Raw genomic sequence first — 22,094 nt, 5'->3', positions numbered from 1 at the left:
AGAGCGATAAAAATATGAACAATACTACAATTCGTGAGAAAATCAACCAATATCTTGATGGATTATCTTCAGAACGCTTAGAACTGGTTGCTGATTTTCTAGGTTACCTAGCAGACAAAGAGACTGAAGACGCAACCCAAGAATTACTCGATATTCCAGGTTTTATAGAATCTTTTGAGAGGGGTAAAAAAGATATTGCTGAAGGTCGTGTAAAAAATTGGAGAATAATCTAATTATATCAAGTGAAAACAACCTCACCCCCATCCCCTCTCCTTAATAAGGAGAGGGGTGCCCGATAGCGTAGCGTGCCGTTAGGCATAGGGCGGGGTGAGGTAAAACGAGAATTATAAGTCATCATCAGAACTTGATATTCAATGTATATGAAGAAATATGAAATATACAATCATCATTCAATGGTCAGAAGAAGACCAATGTTATGTGGTTTTCTTACCTGAGTTTACTGATGTCATGCAGCCTTGCACTCACGGAGATACTTACGAAGAAGCGCTCAAGAATGCTCAAGAAGTGATAGAGATGTTAATTGAGACATCCTTAGAAATTGGTGAACCTCTGCCAGAACCTCAAACGCTAGCAAAATCCTGGAAAGTAGCATAGAAGTACAATAATAAAAACGAGAAACACGCGCTATGAATACGCCTACCCAAACAACAAAAGTTTACGACGAAATTATAGACTTCATTGCCGCTGGAACCACTCCGCAAACTGTCGTCAATTTTCAACTTTCAGATTCAGCAAAAGAGCGTTTGGAAGACTTGGTGTACGGACACAAAATGGGTGAACTAACACCAGAGGAAAAGAGAGAATTAGATCATTTCTTAACGCTAGAGCATATAATGACACTAGCAAAAGCACGGGCTTATAAGTATATTAGTGCTGAGTAAATATTCAAAATGTCTCGTCCTTACGTTAATTTAGAACTTAGGCGTTTAGTTGCAGCTCGTGCTGACTACATCTGTGAATACTGCCTGATTACAGAAGTAGATAGATCTTCTGGTTGTCAAGTTGATCATATTATTAGCGTCAAACATGGTGGAGCCACAACAGAGGATAATCTCTGCTACGCCTGTGTTTTCTGCAATCTTCAAAAAGGAACTGATTTGGGATCGATTAATTGGCGTACTGGAGAACTCGTCCGGTTTTTCAACCCACGTAGAGATTTTTGGGGAGAACACTTTCGACTAGATCAAGCTGTGATTCAACCGCTGACAGATATTGGAGAAGTGACAGTACGCATTCTAGATTTTAACAGTAATGAACGAATTCCAGAGCGGCAAGCCTTGGTAGAAGCTGGTAAGTATCCCTCAGCATCGGCTTTACGACGGATGACAAAGTAGAGAATGAATCTTGAAAACAAATCGATCAGTATTTTGTTCCCATGCATATGAGGAAATAGCTAGAATCAGAATGTTTGCTCTTTAAGGCTACGCTTGTGGACACTGCAACTTGCCCTCGCTGTCATCAACCCGTGAATTCCCAAGCTGTCACCTGTCCTCATTGTGGCACTCAGTTGAAAGCTTATGGACATCCCGGCATTCCTCTACATCGCGCCACAGGGAAGGAGTATCTCTGCGACAGCTGCACTTACCACGCTGACGATACTTGCAATTTTCCCCAGCGTCCTTTTGCCAAAGAATGCATTCTCTACGAAAATATTGAGGAGAGTAAGCAATACTTGCAGCAGCAGCGTTACGCCAACAGCTTTGGTGCAACTGTGAAAAATTGGATCAAACGCAATCAAGCTTTACTTTTGCTGCTGGCTCTGTTATTCGTCTGTTTAATTATTGCTCTGTCTACATCATAAAGCAAGGCTGTATTTCAGCTTGCCTACTTTGTCAATGCGTAAGTTTTAACAACATTCATAAGACACGTAGGGGAGCCATTACTGCAGAGAGAAGTGCCTTGCGGGGGTTCCCCCCGTTGTGGAGCCAGCCCCGTGCGGAGAGCAGCGCCTTGCGGGGGTTCCCCCAAAGTCTGCCGGGGGAAGCTTCCCCCGGCGAGCTTTGACCGTTGTGGCGACTGCGGAGGGTTCCCCCCGTTGAGGGGACTGGCGTGCAACTAGCCCCGATAGGCGTAGCCGTGCCGCAGGCATAGGGGGCGCTACGCAAACGGAGAGGGTTTCCCTCCGTAGGTATCTGGCGTTGGGCAGTGCTTAGCAAAACCCGGATGTAGTCAGCAAAATACGGTAAGCACTGCCCACCCTACAATACTTAAGATTTTTCATAAATCATTTAGGATTGCTATATGCGTAAGTTTTAACAACATTCATAAGTGCATAAGTCAAATAAAATTTCATTTATGACATATCGTTAATAGTGAACTTTACATTTTTAAAAACAACAGTTTATACCAGCGACAGGAGAATAAATGTATCCATCTGCTAAGCGATTACAAGAATTTCATCCCTCTGTTATTCGTGAAATGACAAGGCTTGCAATCAAGCATAAAGCCATCAACATGGCTCAAGGATTGCCTGATTTCCCCTCCCCTCCTGAACTGATTCGGGCTGCATCTGTGGCGATGGAAGAAGGTCATAATCAATACACAAACACCTGGGGAATTCCAGAGCTTCGCCAAGCAATTTCAAATAATCTGCAAAACTTGTACGATTTATACTATGACCCAGAGGAGCAAATTACGGTTACTTGCGGCGTCACAGAAGGTATTGTCTTGGCAATGCTCAGCTTAGTTAATCCGGGTGATGAAGTTATTGTTATAGAACCATTTCATGATAATTATCTCCCAGCCATTAATTTTGCACAAGCTAAACCAGTTTTTGTGAGATTAGAGCCGCCTTTTTTTCAACTCGATCCAGAACGTCTACGAGCTGCTTTTTCACACAAAACCAAGGCGATCATTGTTAACACACCTCATAATCCTACAGGACGTGTTTTTACAAGGGAAGAATTAAATTCTATAGCCAGTCTTTGCCGAGAGTTTAATGTTGTTGCTGTTACGGATGAAATTTACGATCGCATCACCTTCGACGAACACCAACACATTCCTCTAGCAACTCTTGATGGAATGTTTGAGCAAACTCTAACTATTAGTGGTTTGAGTAAAACCTTCTCGATCACAGGATGGCGGATTGGCTATGTCTGTGCCCCCACTAACTTAAGTGCAGCGATTCGGACGCTACATGACTTTACAACAATTTGTGCACCAGCCCCTTTCCAGTACGCTGCAGTCGCTGGATTGAAATTGCCAGAGTCGTTCTTCGAGACTCAAAAACAAGCATATACTACCCGACGCGATCGCATACTCAAAATTCTGGAAGAATATCAATTTATCGTACAACCACCCCAAGGTGCTTATTACATAATGAGTGATTTTAGTCAATACAGCGCTCATGCAGATGATTATGAATTTGCCAAATACCTGGTTGAGGAAGTCGGAATAGCCGTTGTACCAGGTTCTAGTTTTTATTCCACACCAGAACTTGGGCGAAATACAGTCCGGTGGTCCTTTGCAAAAAAAACCGAGACCTTTGATGCAGTTGAACAAAGGTTGCATCTGAAGAAACACAAAAGTGTAGGGGTGTAAGGGTGTTAGGACTTACGCAAAAACTCTTTTAAACCCTCTTAACTATGCGCTAAGGCGCACGCTACGCGTTCGGCAAAGCCGTGCCGCAGGCATACGTGCTCTTTGCGTCCTTTGCGGTTTATTTTTTCATAATTTTGCGTAAGTCCTGGGTGTAAGGGAAAAGGTGTTTCTTTCATTCATAACGGGTTGCGATCGCCGCCCCTCAGGCGCTTTCAACAAACGCAATCGATAAAATTCCCAAATTCCGGTGATTTTATCGATTGTATTTCTTTCATCTTTAATATCAAGCCTGGTACGTACCAAGCTTAATATGACTTCGGAACATGAGGCGCTTGTTCATCAAACACCGCCAAGTCAAACCAAAAAGTAGTACCAATGCCAATTTCACTCACCAAATAAATTTTCGTCTGATGCTTTTCTATAATATTCCTGACAATAGATAGCCCCAAACCTGTGCCTTCTAGGGTGTGAACTCGGTTTTCAACCCGGACAAAACGGTCAAAAATGGCTTCTTGGTCTTCTGGACCAATGCCAATTCCAGTATCAGAAATTTCCACTCGTACTTTGGGTACTTGATGATGAGAACTGGACTTTGGTTCAAGTTGGTGGGCGCGGAGGGCAACTTTTCCACCCGCTTTAGTAAACTTGAGGGCATTACCAATCAAATTAGCCAACACCTGCAACAATAAATCATAGTGACCGACAACGAGGGGCAATTGAGGCTCAACTTCCTGAATTAATTCAATGCCTTTGTCCCTAGCATTGAGTTGGTAAGTACGCAGTGTCTGCTCGATCGCCTGCGCCAAATCTACCCCCTTCAAGTGATAGTTGCGACCAGATTCTAGCTTTGACAAATCCAAAACATCGTTAACTAAGCGGGTTAGTCTATCGGTTTCATGATTGACAGTGACCAAAAACTCTTTCTTTTGTTCAGTACTCAAGTCTTCCCCATAGTCGTGCAAAGTCTCGATAAATGATTTGATGTTAAATAAAGGCGTTCGCAATTCGTGGGAGATGTTACTGATAAACTGACTTTTTGCCTCGTTAAGTTCTACCTCGCGGGTGATATCTTGTACGGTAATAGCAATACCTTTAACACTCTCTCTTTGCTGGTTAAGAACTGTTGTCATCAGAATGCGGACAGTGCGCTTGATAGGTTCAATCAGCGGTATACGGAATTCAGCACTTTCGCATTCCCCGGTTGCTATTTCATATAAGGGACGGGTAATTTGCATTCCTACCGCTGCAGGCAAGTGATGTAAAACATTTTCGCCTACGAGTTTAGCCTCTTCCCAGCCGAAAATTCTCTGTGCTGTGGGGTTCGCTAAAATCACCTGCATACTATTATCAATCAAGACGGCTCCGTCAGCAATTGTGGAAACCAGCGTTTCTAGCTTAGCTTTTTCCGCTGTCAGTTCCTCAATATTTTGTTCTTCATAGCGCTCCAAGCGCTCTGCCATTTCATTAAAATTGAGAATTAACTCCCCAAGTTCGCCCCCTAGTGGTAAATCAATTTGCTGTTTGAAATTCCCCGCAGTAATTTGTTTTACCCCCACCAGCAACTCTTTTATCGGCTTGGTGATTGTCAAAGCATTAATCACCCCTCCCAAAATCACCATCACCCAAATTGAGATAAAAACAGCAATGGTGACATCACGAGTGAAATTTGATGAGATGACTGCAGCTGAGTTAGGGTTGATCCCAACTGCCAACACACCCAAGTATTTGCCATCCGCAGTTAGTGGAACAAACACATCGGTGACTTCCCCGTCTGGCGATCGATGTTGTCGCACCATCGGCTTTTCGGCATCAGCAGCATAATCATCGGGCAGTTCTATCCGCCGTTCAATGGCAAGGGATGTTCCCACCTCCGGTTGCCAAAAGGGAATACCGAAATAAATATTCCCTGTGTCATCAGCATAAAGCATATAACGCACGCTAGAGGTGCTGCTATAAAAGCGTTGGGAAAATTCTGCCACCTCAGTGAGATTATCATTAGCAATGAGCGGAGCAACGTTAGCCGCCAGCAGCAGCCCAAGATCACGACCAAAGCGAGTGTCATTTACACGTGCATCCAGCTGAATTGTATTCACAGCCCAGAAGGTCAAACCACTCATCACCAGAGAGACTACCAAAGTAGCGGCTGCTAAAAGTTTAGTCTGGAGAGTGAACTCCAACCACCAATTGACAATTGCTTCTTTGATTATTTTTAAAACAGTTAGCATCTTAAAAAATCGTTATTATAGTGCTGACAATGAGGATCATAGGATAGTATATGATTTACCTAAGACCTATCAAGGTTTAACTTGTTAGGGAAGGGATAGTTATTTGTTCATCCCTGTTAGGAATTGAAACTAGCCCAATAAATAAAAATTAACAGTTTCTAGACAAACACGTAACAAAGAGCAAAGAAGCAGAGGAAGGAAGCGCTTGGGTTGCCCTTGGGTTGCGGGGAGAGAAAATATTTTCCTCTCACTCCCTTTGTCTTATTTAACTCGGTGACCAATGTCTCTTCGGTAATACATTCCCTCAAAGTGAATGCACTGCGTCCCAGCATACGCTTGGGTAAGCGCGTGCTCAAAATTTTCTCCAACTGCAGTAATGTTTAATACCCGACCTCCGTCTGTCACCACTTGTCTCGTTTTCTCGCTCCCGCCTGGGAATGCCTTTGTCCCAGCATGAAAGACAGTGGTTCCCAGTGCTTGTGCTTCCGGAATACCAGTAATGACTTTTCCTTTCTCATATGCTCCAGGATAACCACCAGAAGCAGCAACAACTGTGACAGCTGCACCTTGCTTCCAAGCGATGGGTGGCATTTGAGCCAAACGTTGCTCAACACAAGCTAGAATTAATTCTTCTAGGGGTGTTTCCAACAGAGGTAACACAACTTGCGTTTCTGGATCGCCAAAGCGACAGTTAAACTCCAAAACCTTAAAATCGCCATTAGGAGTTATCATTAAGCCAGCGTAAAGCACACCTCGGTAGTCAATGCCTTTTTTCCTGAGTATGGCGATCGCTTTTTCTAAAACTTGCTTTTGAACTTTTGCCATCAACTCTGGTGTCGCGATCGGCGCTGGGGCATACGCTCCCATACCACCAGTATTTTCCCCTGTATCGCCCTCACCAATCCGCTTATGATCTTGAGCAGCCAGTAACGGACGAATCGTTAACCCATCCGTTAACGCTAAAACAGAAACCTCTTGCCCTGTCAAGCACTCTTCAATAACAACAAATTTCCCTGCACTGCCAAATTCTCCGCCAAACATGGCATCAATCCCCGCATGTGCCTGTTCCACTGTTTGGGCAACGATGACACCTTTACCAGCCGCTAAACCATCGGCTTTGACAACAATTGGTGCTCCTTGACCTTTTACATAAGATTTCGCTGCGGCTGCTTCCGTAAATACCGCTGCCCGTGCTGTCGGAATTCCTGCTTCCTGCATCAAAGCTTTTGCCCAAGCCTTACTTGCCTCAATTTGCGCACCTGCTTTCGTTGGACCAAAAACCATTAGACCAACAGATTTGAGATAATCCGTAATGCCTTTTGCTAAAGGTACTTCTGGTCCGACCACAACAAGAGTTATGTTCTGGTCTTTGGCAAATTGAGCGATCGCCTCAAAGTCGTCTACTGCCAAAGAAAGGTTTTGGCAACCTTCCATACTTGCTGTACCCCCGTTTCCTGGCACACACACAACTTGCTCAATTTGCTTTGATTGTAACAGTTTCCAAGCTAAGGCGTGTTCCCGCCCTCCATTACCTATAACTAAAACTTTCACTGGTATCCTCTAAGATTTTTTGTAAGGGAGAATGCGAGCGGAGCGACTCGCCGTACAATTTTTTCACCAATTCTGATGATTGTGCAAGTCATAGTACATTGGGCGCACAAATCCTGAATCATTGATTTTGCAATTACTGGTTATTTTTGATACAATTCACTCAGACTACCTTTGGATAATAAAATTTAGTCAACAAGAGTACAAACATGTTGAAGCTAACACGACGACAGTTTGGTCAGCTGGTGATTGCAACCGCAACATTTGCTGGGCTTGGGTATCTCGGCAAAAGAACTGTTGCACAAACATCCTCGATTATCTATGGTGTACGCGTTCCTAAAGCCGGACAACTTGTCATACAGTCCTTAGACTTAGCAACTAAACAAATTCAGGAGCTAACTAGTGTTTCTATACAGTCTGGCGAACAATTGAATAGTATCAGTTATTTAGGTTCTAACAAATTTGTACTAAGCATTAGCCCGCTCAAAAGTGCCGCCAAAGGAAATAATTCCCCTCGGTTATTGACTGTCACTGTAGGTCAGTCTCCAACAAGCACGCCTATCTCTGGACTCGCAAACGACCAGAACCTCGCAAATGTCTTGGTTACTAATGATGGCTCGCTTGTCGGTCTAACGCACAGAAGTGACAAAACGTCATCCACACTAGTTAATATCGACGCTAATACAGGAGCGATTAATACTATTAATAACATCACACTGCCTGTTAGCGAGCGATTCGATAATCTAGCCCAGTCGAAGTTGGATAATGTTGCAGAGTCAAATGGAATAATTTATACGACAAATCTTACGCAACAAGGTAATACAAGTTTGGTGCAGTTGGATTTGACAAAAGGACAAGTAAGCCCAGGAGCGCAATTGACAATTGATGGTAAGGTTTGGAATAGTGGCTTTAGCACCTTAGCCAGCGCTTCAGGAGACCAAATATATGCCCTTGGTGCCCCTCGATATGTGACACCTAATAATCTCTACACCATAAATGTCAGCACTGGGGTTATGACTTTGATACAACAGTGGGATGTTGTAAAGACTACGACTAGTGCTAGTGGCGCATAGAGAGTTCTATTTATCAAGAACAGAATGAGAGGGTGAAAACCCTTGGTTTGAAACCATTTGTTTTAGATATGTACTGGGTAGGTTGGACTTAAGCCCATCAGCCACATATACAGGAGTCAGACCTATTTTTCTTGATAAAAAATACTCCACTATGATAATTAGCGGAGTAACATTAATTTTAATATTGTTAAATTACTGAACTATAACTCTTCTGGCAGTTACTAAAGAAGATAAGCCATCTTGCTTCAGTTTATCTTCTGACAAGCTGACCTTGCTGGAAGTGTTAATCGCGACAGTCTTCACTACTTGAGAGCAAAATGTTCCCACATTTGGCTCTTTTACTTTGTACACTACCTCAGCTTTATTTCCACTAATTGAGCTAATTGATACACTCTGCAAACCCCAGCAGGGATTAGGGAGACTGATGTTTCCGCTCACACTCAGTTTTGGTACAGTATATGAAACCTTTAGTTTGGAACCCAAGTTGTCATTAGCAGGAATAGTGGCAGTATATGTAACAGGTGCAGACTGTAGCGTAGGGCTTGGTGCAGGATCATCGCTCACTGGTCCATCTGTTGGCTGCGTGATCGGCTCACGATAGCGTTGAGTGGGCTGAGCATTAACCTCATCAGTACTAAATCCCACAACCAGTAGAAATGATGCAAATAACACAACCAAGAATGTAACTGCTTGTTTTAGCTGCATGAATTTCGTATACTTCATAACATATTGCAATGTCTACTTGAAAAAGATGACTTAAACTTTTCTGTTTTGTCAAGTTATTAGCGTGACTTTTTACAGCGTGTGGGAAACGAGTTCATTCATAAACCAAACCGGATTCCTGTATATTGACAAAACACCCAAAACTATTCCCATTCCTGCAATTGCTGACTGGAGTTGCGAAGTAAGGAATTAATCTGTTCGCGACGGGTTTCAAAGTTAGCAGCAATCGAGATTAGGATGATACCAACAAGCAAGCCAACTACCCATTTCAAAAATGGGTAATGCAAGCTAAAAATCACCAACTGATAGAAACTCGTGATAAAAAAGCTGCTTGTACCAACATACAGAAAAGCCCGCACTCGCAAAGCTAATCCTGCAAAAATGGCGATAAGACTCAAAAATCCGGGTATAAATGCCGTATCTTGATGAAAGATAATAGCCCATCCACAAATTAAACCACAGCCCAGTAGCCGCACCGAGTGGCGACTTGGTTTCATTGGAAATTCTCTCAGGCTAGGATCGAATTGAGCAACATACAGCAGTGATAAGCCAATCGGAATGACACGCCACAAAGCATCAGTCAGATGTAAGTCCCAAAACCAACGAAACAGCGCCCAATCAATTAGAACTACACTGACATAGGTGAAACGGAATTGTTTTGAAACCTTGGCAATAAAAGCATAAAACCCTGCTGTGATCAGCAAGCCGACTGGATAAATTTCGCCTCGACTTTCCCACAGATATATCAATGGCAAAATATATGCAGCGTTTTGCCAAGGTCTTTTAGACCAACCCCACCGTTCCCAAGGTAAAATGTAGAGAAAGTAGGCAACAACAGAAGCTATTGGCGCTCTCCAAGGAAGTAACGATTCAGCAAATAAGCGTCCTACTGCTGTATAAATCCAGAAAGTTCTGAACCCTGCGATCTCTAGCAAGCCAAGGTAAACCCACATTTGTGCCATTGTAGATTGTGGATGGTAGCGTCCTTGAAAAATGGCATAACGAATCAGAAATATACTTGTTCCCAAGCCTACAAGTTGGTTTATTGCAATGGGGGTGAAGGTGGCAGAAAGTAATAAACAGCTACTAAGAATCCAGTGAATATGAGCAACAACTTTCAGTTCTTTGCTGTTTAGGCGTAAGTAGTCTACAAGCCAAGGCGAAAGAAGGCGATATGCATACATAATGCCAGTGCCAAGAACAGACATAGCAATTAAGCCATCGCCATATGCTCCTCCTGGTGGTGCTTGCAAGAGTTGATAGAATAAAAGTTCATATGCTGAAATTGATATCCCAATCAGTCCCAGATACAGTAGGGGTTTTAATTCTCGACGCCGTCGCCCAACTCCAATAACAATGAAAGCCACAGCAACAGAAGATAAACCTGTCCAGTTGGCAAAGGTTGAAGAACGCAACGCGACACCAAAGACACCATACAACAAAGGCAGAATGTGCCAGCGGTTGGGAAGTTTTTCGAGTCGGTGTTTTGATCGCCACCACTCCCCTAAAAGTTGAGTAAGCAAACCTAAGGCGATGTTAGCAATTGCAATCTTGATAATAGAACGTTCGCCAAAACCCAAAACTTCAGCAATCAATAATTCCAGACACCACCCAATACCATAAAAACTCCAATTACTAGGTTGCTGCCAACTGCGATAAACAATTGCTCCTAGAATTATTGCAGAAGAAGTTAAGTAGAGAAAATCAGATTTCGTTAGCCCTTGATAAACAAGCGTTGAGTGAATACTCAGCAGCAACAACTCTACACAGCAGAGTGCGATCGCCCACTTGTCACTTGCTTCTGCATAAATAGCTACTAATTCGTTCTCTCTGGTGCTTAACAATTTACGAATTAGCCATAAACCAACTGTACAAACTCCTCCTACGACAAACCAGCCCTGTAAAGATAATCTTGCTAAACCAGGCACACCTTCCCATAACAGGGCAGCAATGAAACCCAGTCCAAAACCTACAGTAATTAACGCAGATACTTTGTGTCGCAAATAGCGCGTATTAACAAACATCAAAGCGCTAGCGACAGCCAAACCGATTAATCTACCTCCAGATAGTGGTAACATTAGTGACTGCGCAAGTCCCAAAGCGGCGACACTCAACCAAGCATTGAGAGTCGGACGTGCTACTGTGCTAGCTGGAGATTTAAAACCCAGAATAGCTATACCTGTGAAAGTTATAGGAGTGATTAACCAAACCAAACCCCAACTCTCACTGTTATTACCAGAACCAAACCAGACTGGTTCAGCATTCATCCATAATAGAGTGTAGCTCAGTGCCGCCAGTCCCAAACCCATGTACCATGCACTCTTGTGCCAGACTTTATTACCCAAACAACAAAACAACCACTCTGCAACCGCCACAGCCAACACAATGCTTGCCCAGACTTGTGTATTAAGATAAGGAAAAAAGCGGTCAATGATTGAGCAAAGCGTTAGCACCCCTGCAATTTGAGTCATGTACACCAGACTTATTCTGGTGGGAAGTCGTCGCTGGCTGACACTTCCTAAAGTGATTGCAGATAAAAGTAAATTCAAGGAACGTAACGTGGGATTTACCAAACTCACCGCAGTGAGTGAGATTCCAAACACCAGCGTTAATTTTTCTCCAAAATCAGCCAATTGCACCTTTTGAGCGCGATAAAGTCTATCCGTCAACGCCACCATCAAAACAAGATAGGGAAATAACACCACACTCAGCAACGCCCAAGGTGTATTCTGAGAATGAGTTAGTTGAGTAGCAGTGCTAATCGCCCATTCTTGCAACCCAAAAGGCACTAACAACCATAACAGCCAAATCGTCTCCAACCCAATAGCGAAAATCGCTCCCACATCGACGCGCGTACCACCCAACTGCAAGCGCCGACTGAAAAACCACAAACCCAAACCACTAACAGCCGTTGCTTGCCAAGGAAAAGTAGCACTTACCGACACCAGCCAACCAAGGAATAGTAGAATACCGCCAAGTAATTCCCAGGGGAGTGAGGGAGGGGGGTGAGGGACGGAGGGAGTCAAAGAGATAGAAGAAAGTTCTTTCCCTTGTACCCTTGTTTCTTTGTCTGACTGTGCTAACCGAGTCACTAGCCACCCGCAAATACCAACAGCTAAACCCAATTCTTGGATCTCTACGCGGACAACAAAAATCGCTCGTACCAACAGCACAAATAAGGCATAAACAATGACGAGTGAAGACAGACTGATACCTAATTCAGTTTTTTGATCTTCAACTTTTACAATCGTCTGCCTTTGTGGGTGACGAGTGTGATAGATAGTAGCGAGAGTTGTTCCTACTGTTGCTAAATAAACTGCAATTAAGGGAAATCCTGGGATTTGCCAACCCCAGTGTAGATACGACAGTGCCAGAATATTAACTAAAGATAATTTTCGAGCTGGCTGATAAGTAGAAAACAGCCGATTGTTGCAAAATAAAAAAGTAATTGCTGAAAGCGTAATAGAAGCTATTGCAATGACAACCCAATTCAAAGGATTTTGCCAAAGATTGAAACTGTCCATTGCCCAAAAGTTGACTGGCACCAACAACAGTGTGACAATCAGCAGCGTTCGAGTTGTTAAGCTTAAATGAGGCTGTCTACCAGCCCAAAAACTTATCCCCCAAAAACTCAGAGTATAAGCAAGCAAAACTCCATATTGTCCAGAAGGCGGAAACCTTTGCCATTGACTCGCGGCGAGAACCCCAGAGGATACCACCACTAAAAACATTCCTAAAAATAGCAGCCAGCGGACACTTAACTCTTCGCCCAGCGACTGCAACATCCGAGCAAGAACATTAGGTTTCTTAGCTGTCGGTAATGCATCATCCTGAAGTAGAGACGTTGCATGCAACGTCTCTGCTTGCGGTTCAGGTAGAGTCTGTGGTTGCAACTCCACACGACAAACCAGAAACTCTCGACAGATTTGCTTAACTTGGGTATCCGAGATCAAACCCAAGCGCAACCATATATCAAGTCCATGCAATAACTCAGGATTGTTAGATGCAAGCTTGATTTCAATTTTGAGAGAAGAATCAAAGTTTGGTGACATAAGCCCACGCACAGAGCGCGATACTTTATCATTATCCTGATAAAAAATTATTTTCCCATTATCTGTGACACTTGCTCGGCTGACTGCGGTGAATTTTTATCAGTTATCAGTTACCAGTTACCAGTTATCAGTTACCAGTTACCAGTTATCAGTTACCAGTTACCAGTTATCAGTGAGCCAGCGCTTGATGAGGGTCTCCCGACAGAGGCGACTGCGTTAGCGCAGCGGAACCGGAGGTTCTCCCCGAAGGGTTATCAGTTACAACAGAAAATACGGATCTGTTTCTTTTGTTAACTGTTTACTGTTCACCCTATGGCTAACGCCACGCCTTACGGTGAGTCCAGCGCTGCGGGAGGGTCTCCCTCCGCAGGCGACTGGCGAACCCGGAGGGCTATCGGGTATCTCCTGAGCCCTGAGTCCCAAAGGGACACGCTGCGCGAACGGGCACGGCTTGAGGCCGAACGGAGACGCTTCGCGTTCGCCCTTGGCGTGCGCTTTGCGCTTACGCCAGATGCCTCTGTCGGGAAACCCTCATCAAGCACTGGACTCACTGTTCACTGACTCCGCTGTTCACTGTTGACTGTTCACTGTTTACGATAGACAAAAACTCGTTACAGTAAATTGTAACGGGATGAAACAGGCGCGGCATCAGCAATGTTCAAAATGGACGCACTCACTATGAGAAACAACGGTTCAAATGCCAAAATTGTGGACGACAATTTGTTGAAAATCCAACCCGACAACCAGTTGACAACTCGAAACGTGAGTTAATCGATAAGCTCTTGCTCGAACGTTTATCTTTGGCAGCGATAGCTTCAATTTTGTAGTAGCGATTTTGAAGTTTTTACTTTGTTAAAGATAACACTACAGCCAATGTTTTGGATACGTTCTTTCTTCAGCTAAGTTATTGAAAATCACAGCGCACAGCACTAAAATCATCGAGCCTTCTAAGGCAGGTGTCAGCAGGAATTGCCAATTGGGTTGGGTCATCATGACTACTAATGCAACGGCTCCCGATGGGGGATGTACCGTTCCGGTAAGTTGCATGACCCCGATCGCAGTCGAAACAGCCAGTCCCATTGACAAGGGAGAAGAACCGAGAAAATGCAGAATTATCAGACTTACGAGAGCCGCTAAAAGATTGCCACCGATGACATTACGCGGTTGAGCCAATGGGCTATCAGGGACACCAAAGATCAAGACGCTTGTCGCACCAAACGGGGCCATCAGCAGCGGAGAGTTCGTTTTCACGGTAAGGTAAGAGGTTACGGTGATCGCGATAAAACTACCAAACCAGCTCCAGAAAACGTGCCGATGATGCGGGCGATCGACCGAACAGGTTAAAGGACAGGAGCGCCATCTGCCAAGTGTTTTAAACCAGTAACTTTTCCATTTCAACCGAGCTTTCTTATAGTCGAGCATAAACTACCCAATGACCTTTGCGATTTCATGAAATGAGTGCTTTGCTAAAGTTAGAATATCATGACATTTTTCAGGAAAGTCGCGAAATGGATCCAAATATACAGATTTTAAAGAGCCTTGCTGGCGATTTTAGAGGGTGTTTCAAAAACTCAAGCAATTACCCATTAACCGATAAAGATTGTGGTGAATAGAAGCACATACTACACTGTTTCAGCGCGGCAATTCCTATACCCGTACGAAGAAAGCTAATAAGTACTTTTTGTTACGGTATTTTTCCTTCATTTTTAAGTATTTTATATATATTCGGGGGGGGTAAGGTGCAACAAGCTCCCAAAATTCGCAATCAGATCAGAAAAGACCGAGTAGTACGTTTTTAATACAAAAGCGGACTTTTGATGTTGTCCGGCAGCATTAAGCAAAAATGCTTAGCGTCTACACCGTCAACGTAGTACTATGTAGTTATATGTAGTTCAAGCTCGTCAACGTAGCGTGCCGAAGGCTCAGCCCGACTGGAAGGAGGGCGTCCTCCAGCATGGGTAAAAACTGTTGAACACCTCTTACCTTAGATCTTGCACCATAATTCTTGTTCGCCAAGAAATAAATTTCTTGCCTCAGAGCTACTGTAAGCTAAAGCTTACTGGATATGCGTTTGAGTCCGTTTTAACGGACTTTGGCTATAAGCCTTGAACTTCAGTTCAAGGCGTACTCAGGTCGAGGTGCAAGATCTAAGTTACTAAGATTTTTTTTACTGTTCTTTGCTAGTATCCTCTCGATGTCAGATAGCTCAACAGCACCATCAAATGTCTCCTCATTCATGACAAAGAAAGGAGTACCCTGAATTCCCAGTCTCATCGCCGTCTCTATGTCCTTTTGAATCACAGCATCGGCTGCATTTCCACTGCGCTGTTGGTTAAACTGTTCGAGATCCAAATTCAGTTTTTTGGCGATCGCAACATACAATTTCTCCCCTAATTTACCTTGGCTTGAAAACAAAGCATCTTGGTACTGCCAAAACTTTCCTTGCTGTTGAGCCGCCCAAGCGGCTTTAGCAGCGGGCATTGCTTCAGAATGAATTGAGATTAGGGGAAAATGTTTGTACACCAACGTAACTTCATCTTGATGACGAGCCATAAACTGCTTCAACGTCTTATGAGCTTTGGCACAATAAGGACATTGAAAATCTGAGAACTCTATCAGCAGAATCTTTGGTTCAGTTGCGCCAGTAGTCGGAGATTCACCAATGATTTTGTTGGGATTTGTCTTTATCTCCTGCAAAACTGACTGCTTGGCTTGTTGTTGCTGCTTTTGTTGTTGTTGCTGGAACGCTTGCAAAGCTTCTACAACCACCTCTGGGTGATTGTGGATAATCTGCAAAACTTCGGCTTCCAATTTTGGATTAATAAGATTATTGCTGTTGACTTGACTAGTATTTGTGGCAGCTTGCACAGGGGTTGACAAACTCAACCATACTATGCATAGCGCCAATCCTGCTCGTACAGCTTGGCGCAGAAAGCGCGAATGACAGAAATTAGACCATATATTCATAAAGCAGCGCTATCTTAATCTGTGAAGAAGGCGGAATGGTACTTCATCAATATATGTCAAACTTATGTCTGACTTTTTTGCTGTTGATAACGCTCTTTAAACAGTCGTTGCTGTTTATTATGATCCACAATTGGATCTGGATAACCAACAGCATGACGTTCCAAAGGAGAAATTTTCCCAGTTACTAAATACTCTGCATCCATAGAACGCAATTCGGGAACCCATTGCCTAATGTACTCGCCCTCAAAGTCAAACTTTTGCGCTTGACTGGCAGGATTAAAAATTCGCAAAGGTTTTGGATCAATACCGCTAGAAGCACTCCATTGCCAACCCCCATTATTAGCAGATAAATCACCATCAATCAGCTTCTGCATAAAGTATTTTTCTCCCCACTGGAAATTAATCAGCAAGTCTTTGGTTAAGAAACTCGCGACAATCATCCGACAGCGGTTATGCATCCAACCCAGTTCATTTAGCTGGCGCATTGCTGCATCAACGATGGGATAGCCAGTTCTACCCTCGCACCAAGCTTGAAAATATTCTTCGTTATTTTCCCAGGGAAAGTTTTTGAAAGGATCGCGGAAAGCACCCTCTGCTAATTGCGGGAAGTTATACATTGCGTGTTGATAAAACTCCCGCCATGCTAGTTCCTGTTGCCATGTACGGATGTTGGTTGCTGTTTCGTCACTGCGACTATTTTCTAGCGCTTCTAAAGTGGCTTGCCAAACAGTGCGAATACCAATGACACCAAATTTCAAAGCAGCACTCAATTTAGATGTACCTTCAACTGCTGGAAAATTGCGCTGTTCTTGATATTCATTAACCGCACTGGCGCAAAACTCCTCTAATCGTTCTTGCGCCGCCGCCTCCCCTGGCGTTATAACTAATTCTCCATCCCAATGAAAACCTAAATCTTTGGCTGAGGGTAATTCTATAACTCCTGAAGCTTCGGCAATTTCTTTTTCGGCTTTTGTCAATCCTTCGGCATTTTCCAAAGTTTCTACAGGCTTAGCTTTTGGTTTGCTACTCCAATTCTTCCAAAAGGGAGTGTAAACGGTGTAAGGTTGCTGGGAACCAGTACGAATATCATCTGGTGAGTGTAAGATTTGATCCCAGTTTTTTTCTAGAAACTGGATACCTTTTTCTTTGAGTGCTTCGATAATCGTGCGATCGCGTTCTTGAGAATACGGTTCCACATCCCAATTCCAAAATACAGCCTTTGCCTTCAGAGCGATCGCCAGTTTTGGAATAGCTTGAGTCGGTTCAGCGTGAAGAATCAATAACTGGCTACCTGCTTGAGCATATCGCTCCTGTAGTGACTGTAAACTACCAATCATGTAAGTCACTCTTGCCGGGGCAATATCATCTCGTTCCAAAATATTTGGATCGAGGCAAAACACACCCACCACCTTTGGACTTTGCTTTCTCGCAGTAGCAAGCCCTGTATTGTCAGAAATACGTAAATCGCGACGATGCCAAAATAAAATTAAGTCAGACATTCCATCCTTTGGATAGTTCTTCTGTACTAGCTTAAAGTCAACATAAGTCAAAAGTCAAAAAATAAGGGGAATTTATAGCTCTTGCGGTAAATTACATTATTGAAGATGATGCATGATTGTTGGTTCAATCACTGTGGTCTATTTACCTGAAAATGGCTGTAAATTGATTTCCAAACAATTTAAGACTCTCAAAGGTAAATTTGAGAAGCGATCTCAAATTCACTTTTGATTCTTCTTGTATTCAGTTGTTACCGTTGCTGTTGCAACCCATTGACTGGTTGCAGTAAGCACTGCTTGCTCTGAGCTACTACACCAAAGGCTATTGAGGCGATCGCTACGCCACTAGTAAGAACAAGTACCCAACTCTGCTTAAAACCGCTAGCCTTATACTCAGTTTTGGCGATGGGAAGAACTTTAGGAACGACCTCAGGTTTAACTTCTTGAGTTACTGTTTGAATTCCAAGGTTTTCTTGAATTATGCTAACAGCGTAATTGATGGCTCCAGATAACTCATTCCAGTCCGCATTCTCCCTGCTGAATACCAAATCATCTTTCTTGAGGTTGGCATAAAAAAGACTTGGATTATCTTTACTCTGTCGAACGGTGAAAGTGTAGCAACCTGCTCCCTTTCCTACTATATTGGTTTCGCCTCCCCAGGATCGCGTTTTCGGCACAAACCCTTTAGATTCCAGCATTTCAACTATCTTATCGACATCCCCCTTAGGCAACATTGCGTCCTCCACAGGTTGCAACAAATGCTTTTAGTATTTCGTACTGATAGTTGCGACGTTCACCTTCTGACTCTAACTGTACTAAATGGGATGATGGCGTGACTTCCCAGATGGCTTCAATAATTTCATCGTCCGTCTTGCCTTCTAACCTCATTTCTTCAACTCTTTGCTCGTCCTTCGCGATCTGATCTTTGATGTTACTGTTATCCCTGCATTTTTCAATAAATTCGCTGAGTGAATTTAATTTTTCAGCTATCGCAGGCATCTGTGTAACAAAAAACTCAGGCGTGTAAGCATTGGGAGAAGATTTGGCAGCGGGGGCAGTTTCAACTGAGTTAGCAACGCGCGTAATCTTCCCAGGAACTTCGCCGGTTGTGTCGCGGTAAACGTAAGACGCTCTCGTTTTTATCTTGTCTCTAATAGCTTCAATTATCCAGTTAACGTTTAAGTTGCAATACTGTGCTATCAAGACTTTTACAGGTTGCTCTGTCCGATAGTTTTCTCCAAATAACTGCCGTGCCCTCTCCTGCTCTTTTCCCCACATAGGAAGACGGGCTACCACGGTTCCCATGTGAGCTTGCTTATTCTCCATTAACTCCCGAATTCCAACCCACCAGTGTCCAAGACTTTCATAGACGGTAGGGACACCATAGTTCCCAAGGCTGTCGCAGTAATCATAAAAATCTTCCATCTGGTCAACGGTTGCCAAGTGAATCCCATCATTAACCTTGATAGGTTCTATTCCGGCTAGTTCTATCAAATCTTTGGTAGTGCGCTTTGCTTCATCAAGTTCTGCGCTGCTATCACCGTCTGGCTGAGTCAGTAAAGCAATAACTATATCTTCTAGGACTATCTTGCTGCTTCTTTCTACTGAATAAATACGAATTCGATGCTTAGTGTTTGCGTAGGCGTTGAAGAAGGTAAATGCTGTTATATTGAAAACCATTAGAGTATCCGTCTTGTCCCAGACTAGTACTACAATCTTGGCTAGAGGGTTTACGGAAATGGTTAAGTATTTATCTCAAAAACTTTGGCAGTGACAGTTTTATAGCTGGGGGACGAGTTAAGTCGAACTCAGGTTTGAATAAGTAAAAATGCTTGGGGAATTCAAAATTCAAAATCTTGTTTTTGAATTTTGAATTTTGAATAGAAGCGTTTGCGCAGCGCCCCCTCCGGGGCTAGCGAGTGGCTCCGTTATCTATCCCAGGGTGAGGGAATTGCCGTTGTTGAAACTATTTCACCCGTCATCAGATAGATAGCAGTTTTGCCGCAAGTCGGACAAGGCACCTTAAACTCTTGTACCGCAGACTCTCCCTTGCATTCAGTTAACAAACCCTGACGACAGTGGTAGCATTCAAAGAAGACGCGGCTGATTGGCTTGTTGCAATCCAAGATTTTGATGTGCTGACACGATTGTGGTCTTGGTTCTTGTATTTTTGGCTTGTAAGGTTTTGGATAAGATGGCTTTTGTTCTTGCGAATCAATCATTTTTCCTCTATAAAAGGTATATGTGCGGGTGTAGAAACTGCTCGCGGATTAGCCACTGCTTTGAGAGATCTAACTATTACAACAACTGACATCAGCTGGAGAACTGACGACTCATAACAAGTCCAGCAAAATGCTGGTACTTTTATTTTTAGTCAGGCTGATTGCCTCTCTCATATTCTATTCAGCTGAGTGCGAGCTGTATCCGCTACCTTAGTGATAAAAGCAGTTGCATCAAAACAGGCAGGGGGCAATGATACGGTTAAAAGTATGGCAGTGGATCGTCTTAGCACTACCGCTGGTAACAATCATCAGTTTTTTGCTAATATCCGCAGGGTTGCAAATCCACGAGTGGCGCATTAATTGGATCTGGGGCGTGTTTATCCTCGTCTTCGTTGGCTGGCGTTGGCTACTGGTTCGATGGACTCAACCTGCCGTAGGGCAAATGGAAGCCGTTGTCGCACAAGTCACCAAAGAACTGAACTTTTCAGACAATACATCAGACGAGACAACAGTATTACCAGCGGGAAGTGACGCCGCGAATCGAGCAGAAGTTCTACTGCAAGACATCCTCAAAAAATCACAGGACGATCGCCCAATTTGGGAAGACTGGCTAACTTTTTGGCAGCGGTGTCAGGAACTTGTGACTGCGATCGCCCAGATCTACTATCCTGAAGTCAAGTATCCCCTGCTCAACATTTACATTCCCCAAGCTTACGCGTTGATTCGGGGAACAGTGGATGACCTCGACCAATGGATGCAAAAGTTATCACCCGTGCTCAATCAGGTGAGTGTTGGGCAAGCATACGAAGCATACGAACTATACCAGAAACTGGAGCCATCTGCTCGTAAACTTTTGCAAGCTTTGAACTGGGCACAGTGGCTATTGAATCCTGTGGCGGCGGTGGCGAAACTTGCGAGTAAGCGTTCTAGTAACCGAGCAACTGAACAACTGCTGGTGAATTTTAGCCAGTTACTACGGCAAGCTGCTTTGAGGAATTTATCAGGGCAGGCGATCGCCCTCTACAGTGGTACCAAACTCCCAATTTCAGAATCCCCCGTTTCCACACCAACTCCACCTCAGGCGAAAACCCAAACACTCCGAGACATCCTTGCCCAAGCACAACCCGCCGTTGCAGTTCAGCAAAAACCTGTTAATATCCTGTTGGTGGGGCGAACAGGTTCCGGGAAAAGCAGCCTGATTAACACCTTATTTCAGGCAGAACGAGCAGCCGTTGATGTGTTACCCAGTACTGATAAGGTCCAGAATTATCACTGGCAAAGCCAAACCAGAGAAGCGCTGACACTTTGGGATACACCAGGTTTTGAACAAGTCAACCGTGGTGATTTCCGCAAGATAGTGCTGGATTATGCCAAAAATGCCGATTTGCTACTGTTAGTTACCCCTGCTCTTGATCCTGCCCTACAAATGGATGTGGACTTCCTCACAGATATGAAGGCACAGATTACAGACTTACCGACAATTTCGATTGTGACTCAAGTAGATCGTCTGCGTCCTATACGTGAGTGGAATCCTCCTTATGATTGGGAATCGGGCGATCGCCCCAAGGAAATTTCTATTCGCGAAGCCACCCAGTATCGTGCTGAAACTCTCAGCGATTTTTGCAATCTAGTTTTACCTGTGGTGACAAGTGATGTTAAAACGAGTCGAACGGCTTGGGGAGTGGAGGCGTTATCGTTGGGATTGATGGAGGCGATCGCACCAGCCAAGCAACTGCGTCTTGCCCGTTTTTTGCGCGATCAAGAAAGCCGTAGCGTCGCAGCAGCCAAAATCATCGAACATTACACCTTCCAAATGACAACAACTCAAGGACTGGCTGCACTGCTCAAAAGTCCTGTGCTTCTATTTCTTTCCACTTTATCAACCGGAGCGCCTAGTTTGGCATATGTGCTTGGAGATAAAATTCCAGTGGAACAAACGCCCATTGTCATTGGTAAGCTACAGATGGCATATGACCTTTTTTCGCTCTTGAATCCTGGTAATTCTAACACACTCAAGTTTGACCTGGTTTCCCTCTGGCCACTGTTGCTAGAAAACTCCGCTACACCAGATCGCAACGCTTGGGCTTTTGGCCACGCTTTGGTAGAGTATTGGACGAGGAATTTGACAGTTGAACAACTGCGCGATCAGTTTGAGTACTATAAAAATCCGGTTTGATTTGGTGAATTGACAAAGTCAGGGCAGGGAACAGGGAGCTTGTCGAAGTGT

Annotated in this window: 19 protein-coding genes; 9 read left to right on the top strand and 10 right to left on the bottom strand. The window is 43.9% G+C overall.

Annotation, left to right across the window (positions count from 1 at the left end):
• Window positions 1-14 precede the first annotated feature (14 nt).
• The 6 genes from DP114_RS25040 to DP114_RS25015 all read left to right on the top strand — a co-directional run bounded on the left by DP114_RS25040 (window position 15) and on the right by DP114_RS25015 (window position 3,561).
• Window positions 15-233: a hypothetical protein gene (locus DP114_RS25040; RefSeq protein WP_171977402.1), complete on the top strand. Its 219-nt coding sequence runs from the start codon at window positions 15-17 to the stop codon at window positions 231-233.
• A 157-nt stretch (window positions 234-390) separates the two neighbouring features.
• The gene (locus tag DP114_RS25035; RefSeq protein ID WP_169263529.1) at window positions 391-615 is read left to right on the top strand and encodes a type II toxin-antitoxin system HicB family antitoxin; all 225 of its coding nucleotides are present in this window, start codon (window positions 391-393) and stop codon (window positions 613-615) included.
• A gap of 32 nt (window positions 616-647) precedes the next feature.
• A complete protein-coding gene (locus tag DP114_RS25030; RefSeq protein WP_169263528.1) occupies window positions 648-902 on the top strand; it encodes a hypothetical protein in 255 nt (84 codons plus the stop codon).
• A 9-nt stretch (window positions 903-911) separates the two neighbouring features.
• Window positions 912-1,355, top strand: a complete 444-nt coding sequence (locus DP114_RS25025; protein ID WP_171977401.1) for an HNH endonuclease — start codon at window positions 912-914, stop codon at window positions 1,353-1,355.
• 95 nt (window positions 1,356-1,450) lie between these two features.
• Complete coding sequence (locus DP114_RS25020) at window positions 1,451-1,822, top strand: zinc ribbon domain-containing protein (protein ID WP_169263526.1); 372 nt, start codon at window positions 1,451-1,453, stop codon at window positions 1,820-1,822.
• Window positions 1,823-2,385: 563 nt separating this feature from the next.
• A complete protein-coding gene (locus DP114_RS25015; RefSeq protein ID WP_171977400.1) occupies window positions 2,386-3,561 on the top strand; it encodes a pyridoxal phosphate-dependent aminotransferase in 1,176 nt (391 codons plus the stop codon).
• Window positions 3,562-3,866: 305 nt separating this feature from the next.
• On the opposite strand, the gene nblS is transcribed toward DP114_RS25015, so the two are convergent.
• Together nblS and purD are read right to left on the bottom strand one after the other, a co-directional pair.
• Window positions 3,867-5,786 carry a two-component system sensor histidine kinase NblS gene (gene nblS, locus DP114_RS25010; RefSeq protein ID WP_169268524.1) on the bottom strand — a complete coding sequence of 640 codons (1,920 nt, stop codon included), beginning with the start codon at window positions 5,784-5,786 and terminating at the stop codon, window positions 3,867-3,869.
• A gap of 261 nt (window positions 5,787-6,047) precedes the next feature.
• Window positions 6,048-7,337 carry a phosphoribosylamine--glycine ligase gene (gene purD, locus DP114_RS25005; RefSeq protein WP_171977399.1) on the bottom strand — a complete coding sequence of 430 codons (1,290 nt, stop codon included), beginning with the start codon at window positions 7,335-7,337 and terminating at the stop codon, window positions 6,048-6,050.
• Window positions 7,338-7,543: 206 nt separating this feature from the next.
• Here purD and DP114_RS25000 point away from each other — a divergent pair, with 206 nt between their 5' ends.
• A complete protein-coding gene (locus DP114_RS25000) occupies window positions 7,544-8,407 on the top strand; it encodes a hypothetical protein (RefSeq protein WP_169268526.1) in 864 nt (287 codons plus the stop codon).
• Between the two features lie 192 nt (window positions 8,408-8,599).
• Here DP114_RS25000 and DP114_RS24995 read toward each other — a convergent pair whose 3' ends face one another.
• Window positions 8,600-9,130 (bottom strand): hypothetical protein, encoded by a 531-nt coding sequence (locus tag DP114_RS24995; RefSeq protein WP_169268527.1) that lies wholly within the window; start codon window positions 9,128-9,130, stop codon window positions 8,600-8,602.
• Between the two features lie 143 nt (window positions 9,131-9,273).
• Window positions 9,274-13,182: a DUF2339 domain-containing protein gene (locus tag DP114_RS24990; RefSeq protein WP_171977398.1), complete on the bottom strand. Its 3,909-nt coding sequence runs from the start codon at window positions 13,180-13,182 to the stop codon at window positions 9,274-9,276.
• A 647-nt stretch (window positions 13,183-13,829) separates the two neighbouring features.
• On the opposite strand from DP114_RS24990, the gene DP114_RS36515 reads away from it, so the two are divergent.
• Window positions 13,830-14,009 (top strand): IS1/IS1595 family N-terminal zinc-binding domain-containing protein, encoded by a 180-nt coding sequence (locus tag DP114_RS36515; RefSeq protein WP_417281514.1) that lies wholly within the window; start codon window positions 13,830-13,832, stop codon window positions 14,007-14,009.
• Between the two features lie 37 nt (window positions 14,010-14,046).
• Here DP114_RS36515 and DP114_RS36595 read toward each other — a convergent pair whose 3' ends face one another.
• The 6 genes from DP114_RS36595 to DP114_RS24960 all read right to left on the bottom strand — a co-directional run bounded on the left by DP114_RS36595 (window position 14,047) and on the right by DP114_RS24960 (window position 19,867).
• Complete coding sequence (locus tag DP114_RS36595) at window positions 14,047-14,604, bottom strand: HPP family protein (protein ID WP_169264600.1); 558 nt, start codon at window positions 14,602-14,604, stop codon at window positions 14,047-14,049.
• Window positions 14,605-15,294: 690 nt separating this feature from the next.
• Window positions 15,295-16,149 (bottom strand): DsbA family protein, encoded by an 855-nt coding sequence (locus DP114_RS24980; protein ID WP_169264601.1) that lies wholly within the window; start codon window positions 16,147-16,149, stop codon window positions 15,295-15,297.
• A 62-nt stretch (window positions 16,150-16,211) separates the two neighbouring features.
• Window positions 16,212-17,648, bottom strand: coding sequence for a deoxyribodipyrimidine photo-lyase, 8-HDF type (locus tag DP114_RS24975; RefSeq protein WP_171977397.1), 1,437 nt, complete (start codon window positions 17,646-17,648; stop codon window positions 16,212-16,214).
• Window positions 17,649-17,896: 248 nt separating this feature from the next.
• Window positions 17,897-18,379, bottom strand: coding sequence for a hypothetical protein (locus DP114_RS24970; RefSeq protein ID WP_169264603.1), 483 nt, complete (start codon window positions 18,377-18,379; stop codon window positions 17,897-17,899).
• Window positions 18,369-19,325, bottom strand: a complete 957-nt coding sequence (locus DP114_RS24965; RefSeq protein WP_171977396.1) for a hypothetical protein — start codon at window positions 19,323-19,325, stop codon at window positions 18,369-18,371. The genes DP114_RS24970 and DP114_RS24965 overlap by 11 nt, the downstream gene beginning before the upstream one ends.
• A 248-nt stretch (window positions 19,326-19,573) precedes the next feature.
• Window positions 19,574-19,867 carry a hypothetical protein gene (locus tag DP114_RS24960; RefSeq protein WP_169264605.1) on the bottom strand — a complete coding sequence of 98 codons (294 nt, stop codon included), beginning with the start codon at window positions 19,865-19,867 and terminating at the stop codon, window positions 19,574-19,576.
• 250 nt (window positions 19,868-20,117) lie between these two features.
• Here DP114_RS24960 and DP114_RS24955 point away from each other — a divergent pair, with 250 nt between their 5' ends.
• Complete coding sequence (locus DP114_RS24955; protein WP_171977395.1) at window positions 20,118-22,043, top strand: GTPase family protein; 1,926 nt, start codon at window positions 20,118-20,120, stop codon at window positions 22,041-22,043.
• Window positions 22,044-22,094: the final 51 nt, after the last annotated feature.

This window comes from Brasilonema sennae CENA114 (assembly GCF_006968745.1).
Classification (GTDB): domain Bacteria; phylum Cyanobacteriota; class Cyanobacteriia; order Cyanobacteriales; family Nostocaceae; genus Brasilonema; species Brasilonema sennae.
The sequence above is the reverse complement of the archived record's forward strand: the minus strand, read 5'-3'. Positions and strand labels throughout refer to the sequence as shown.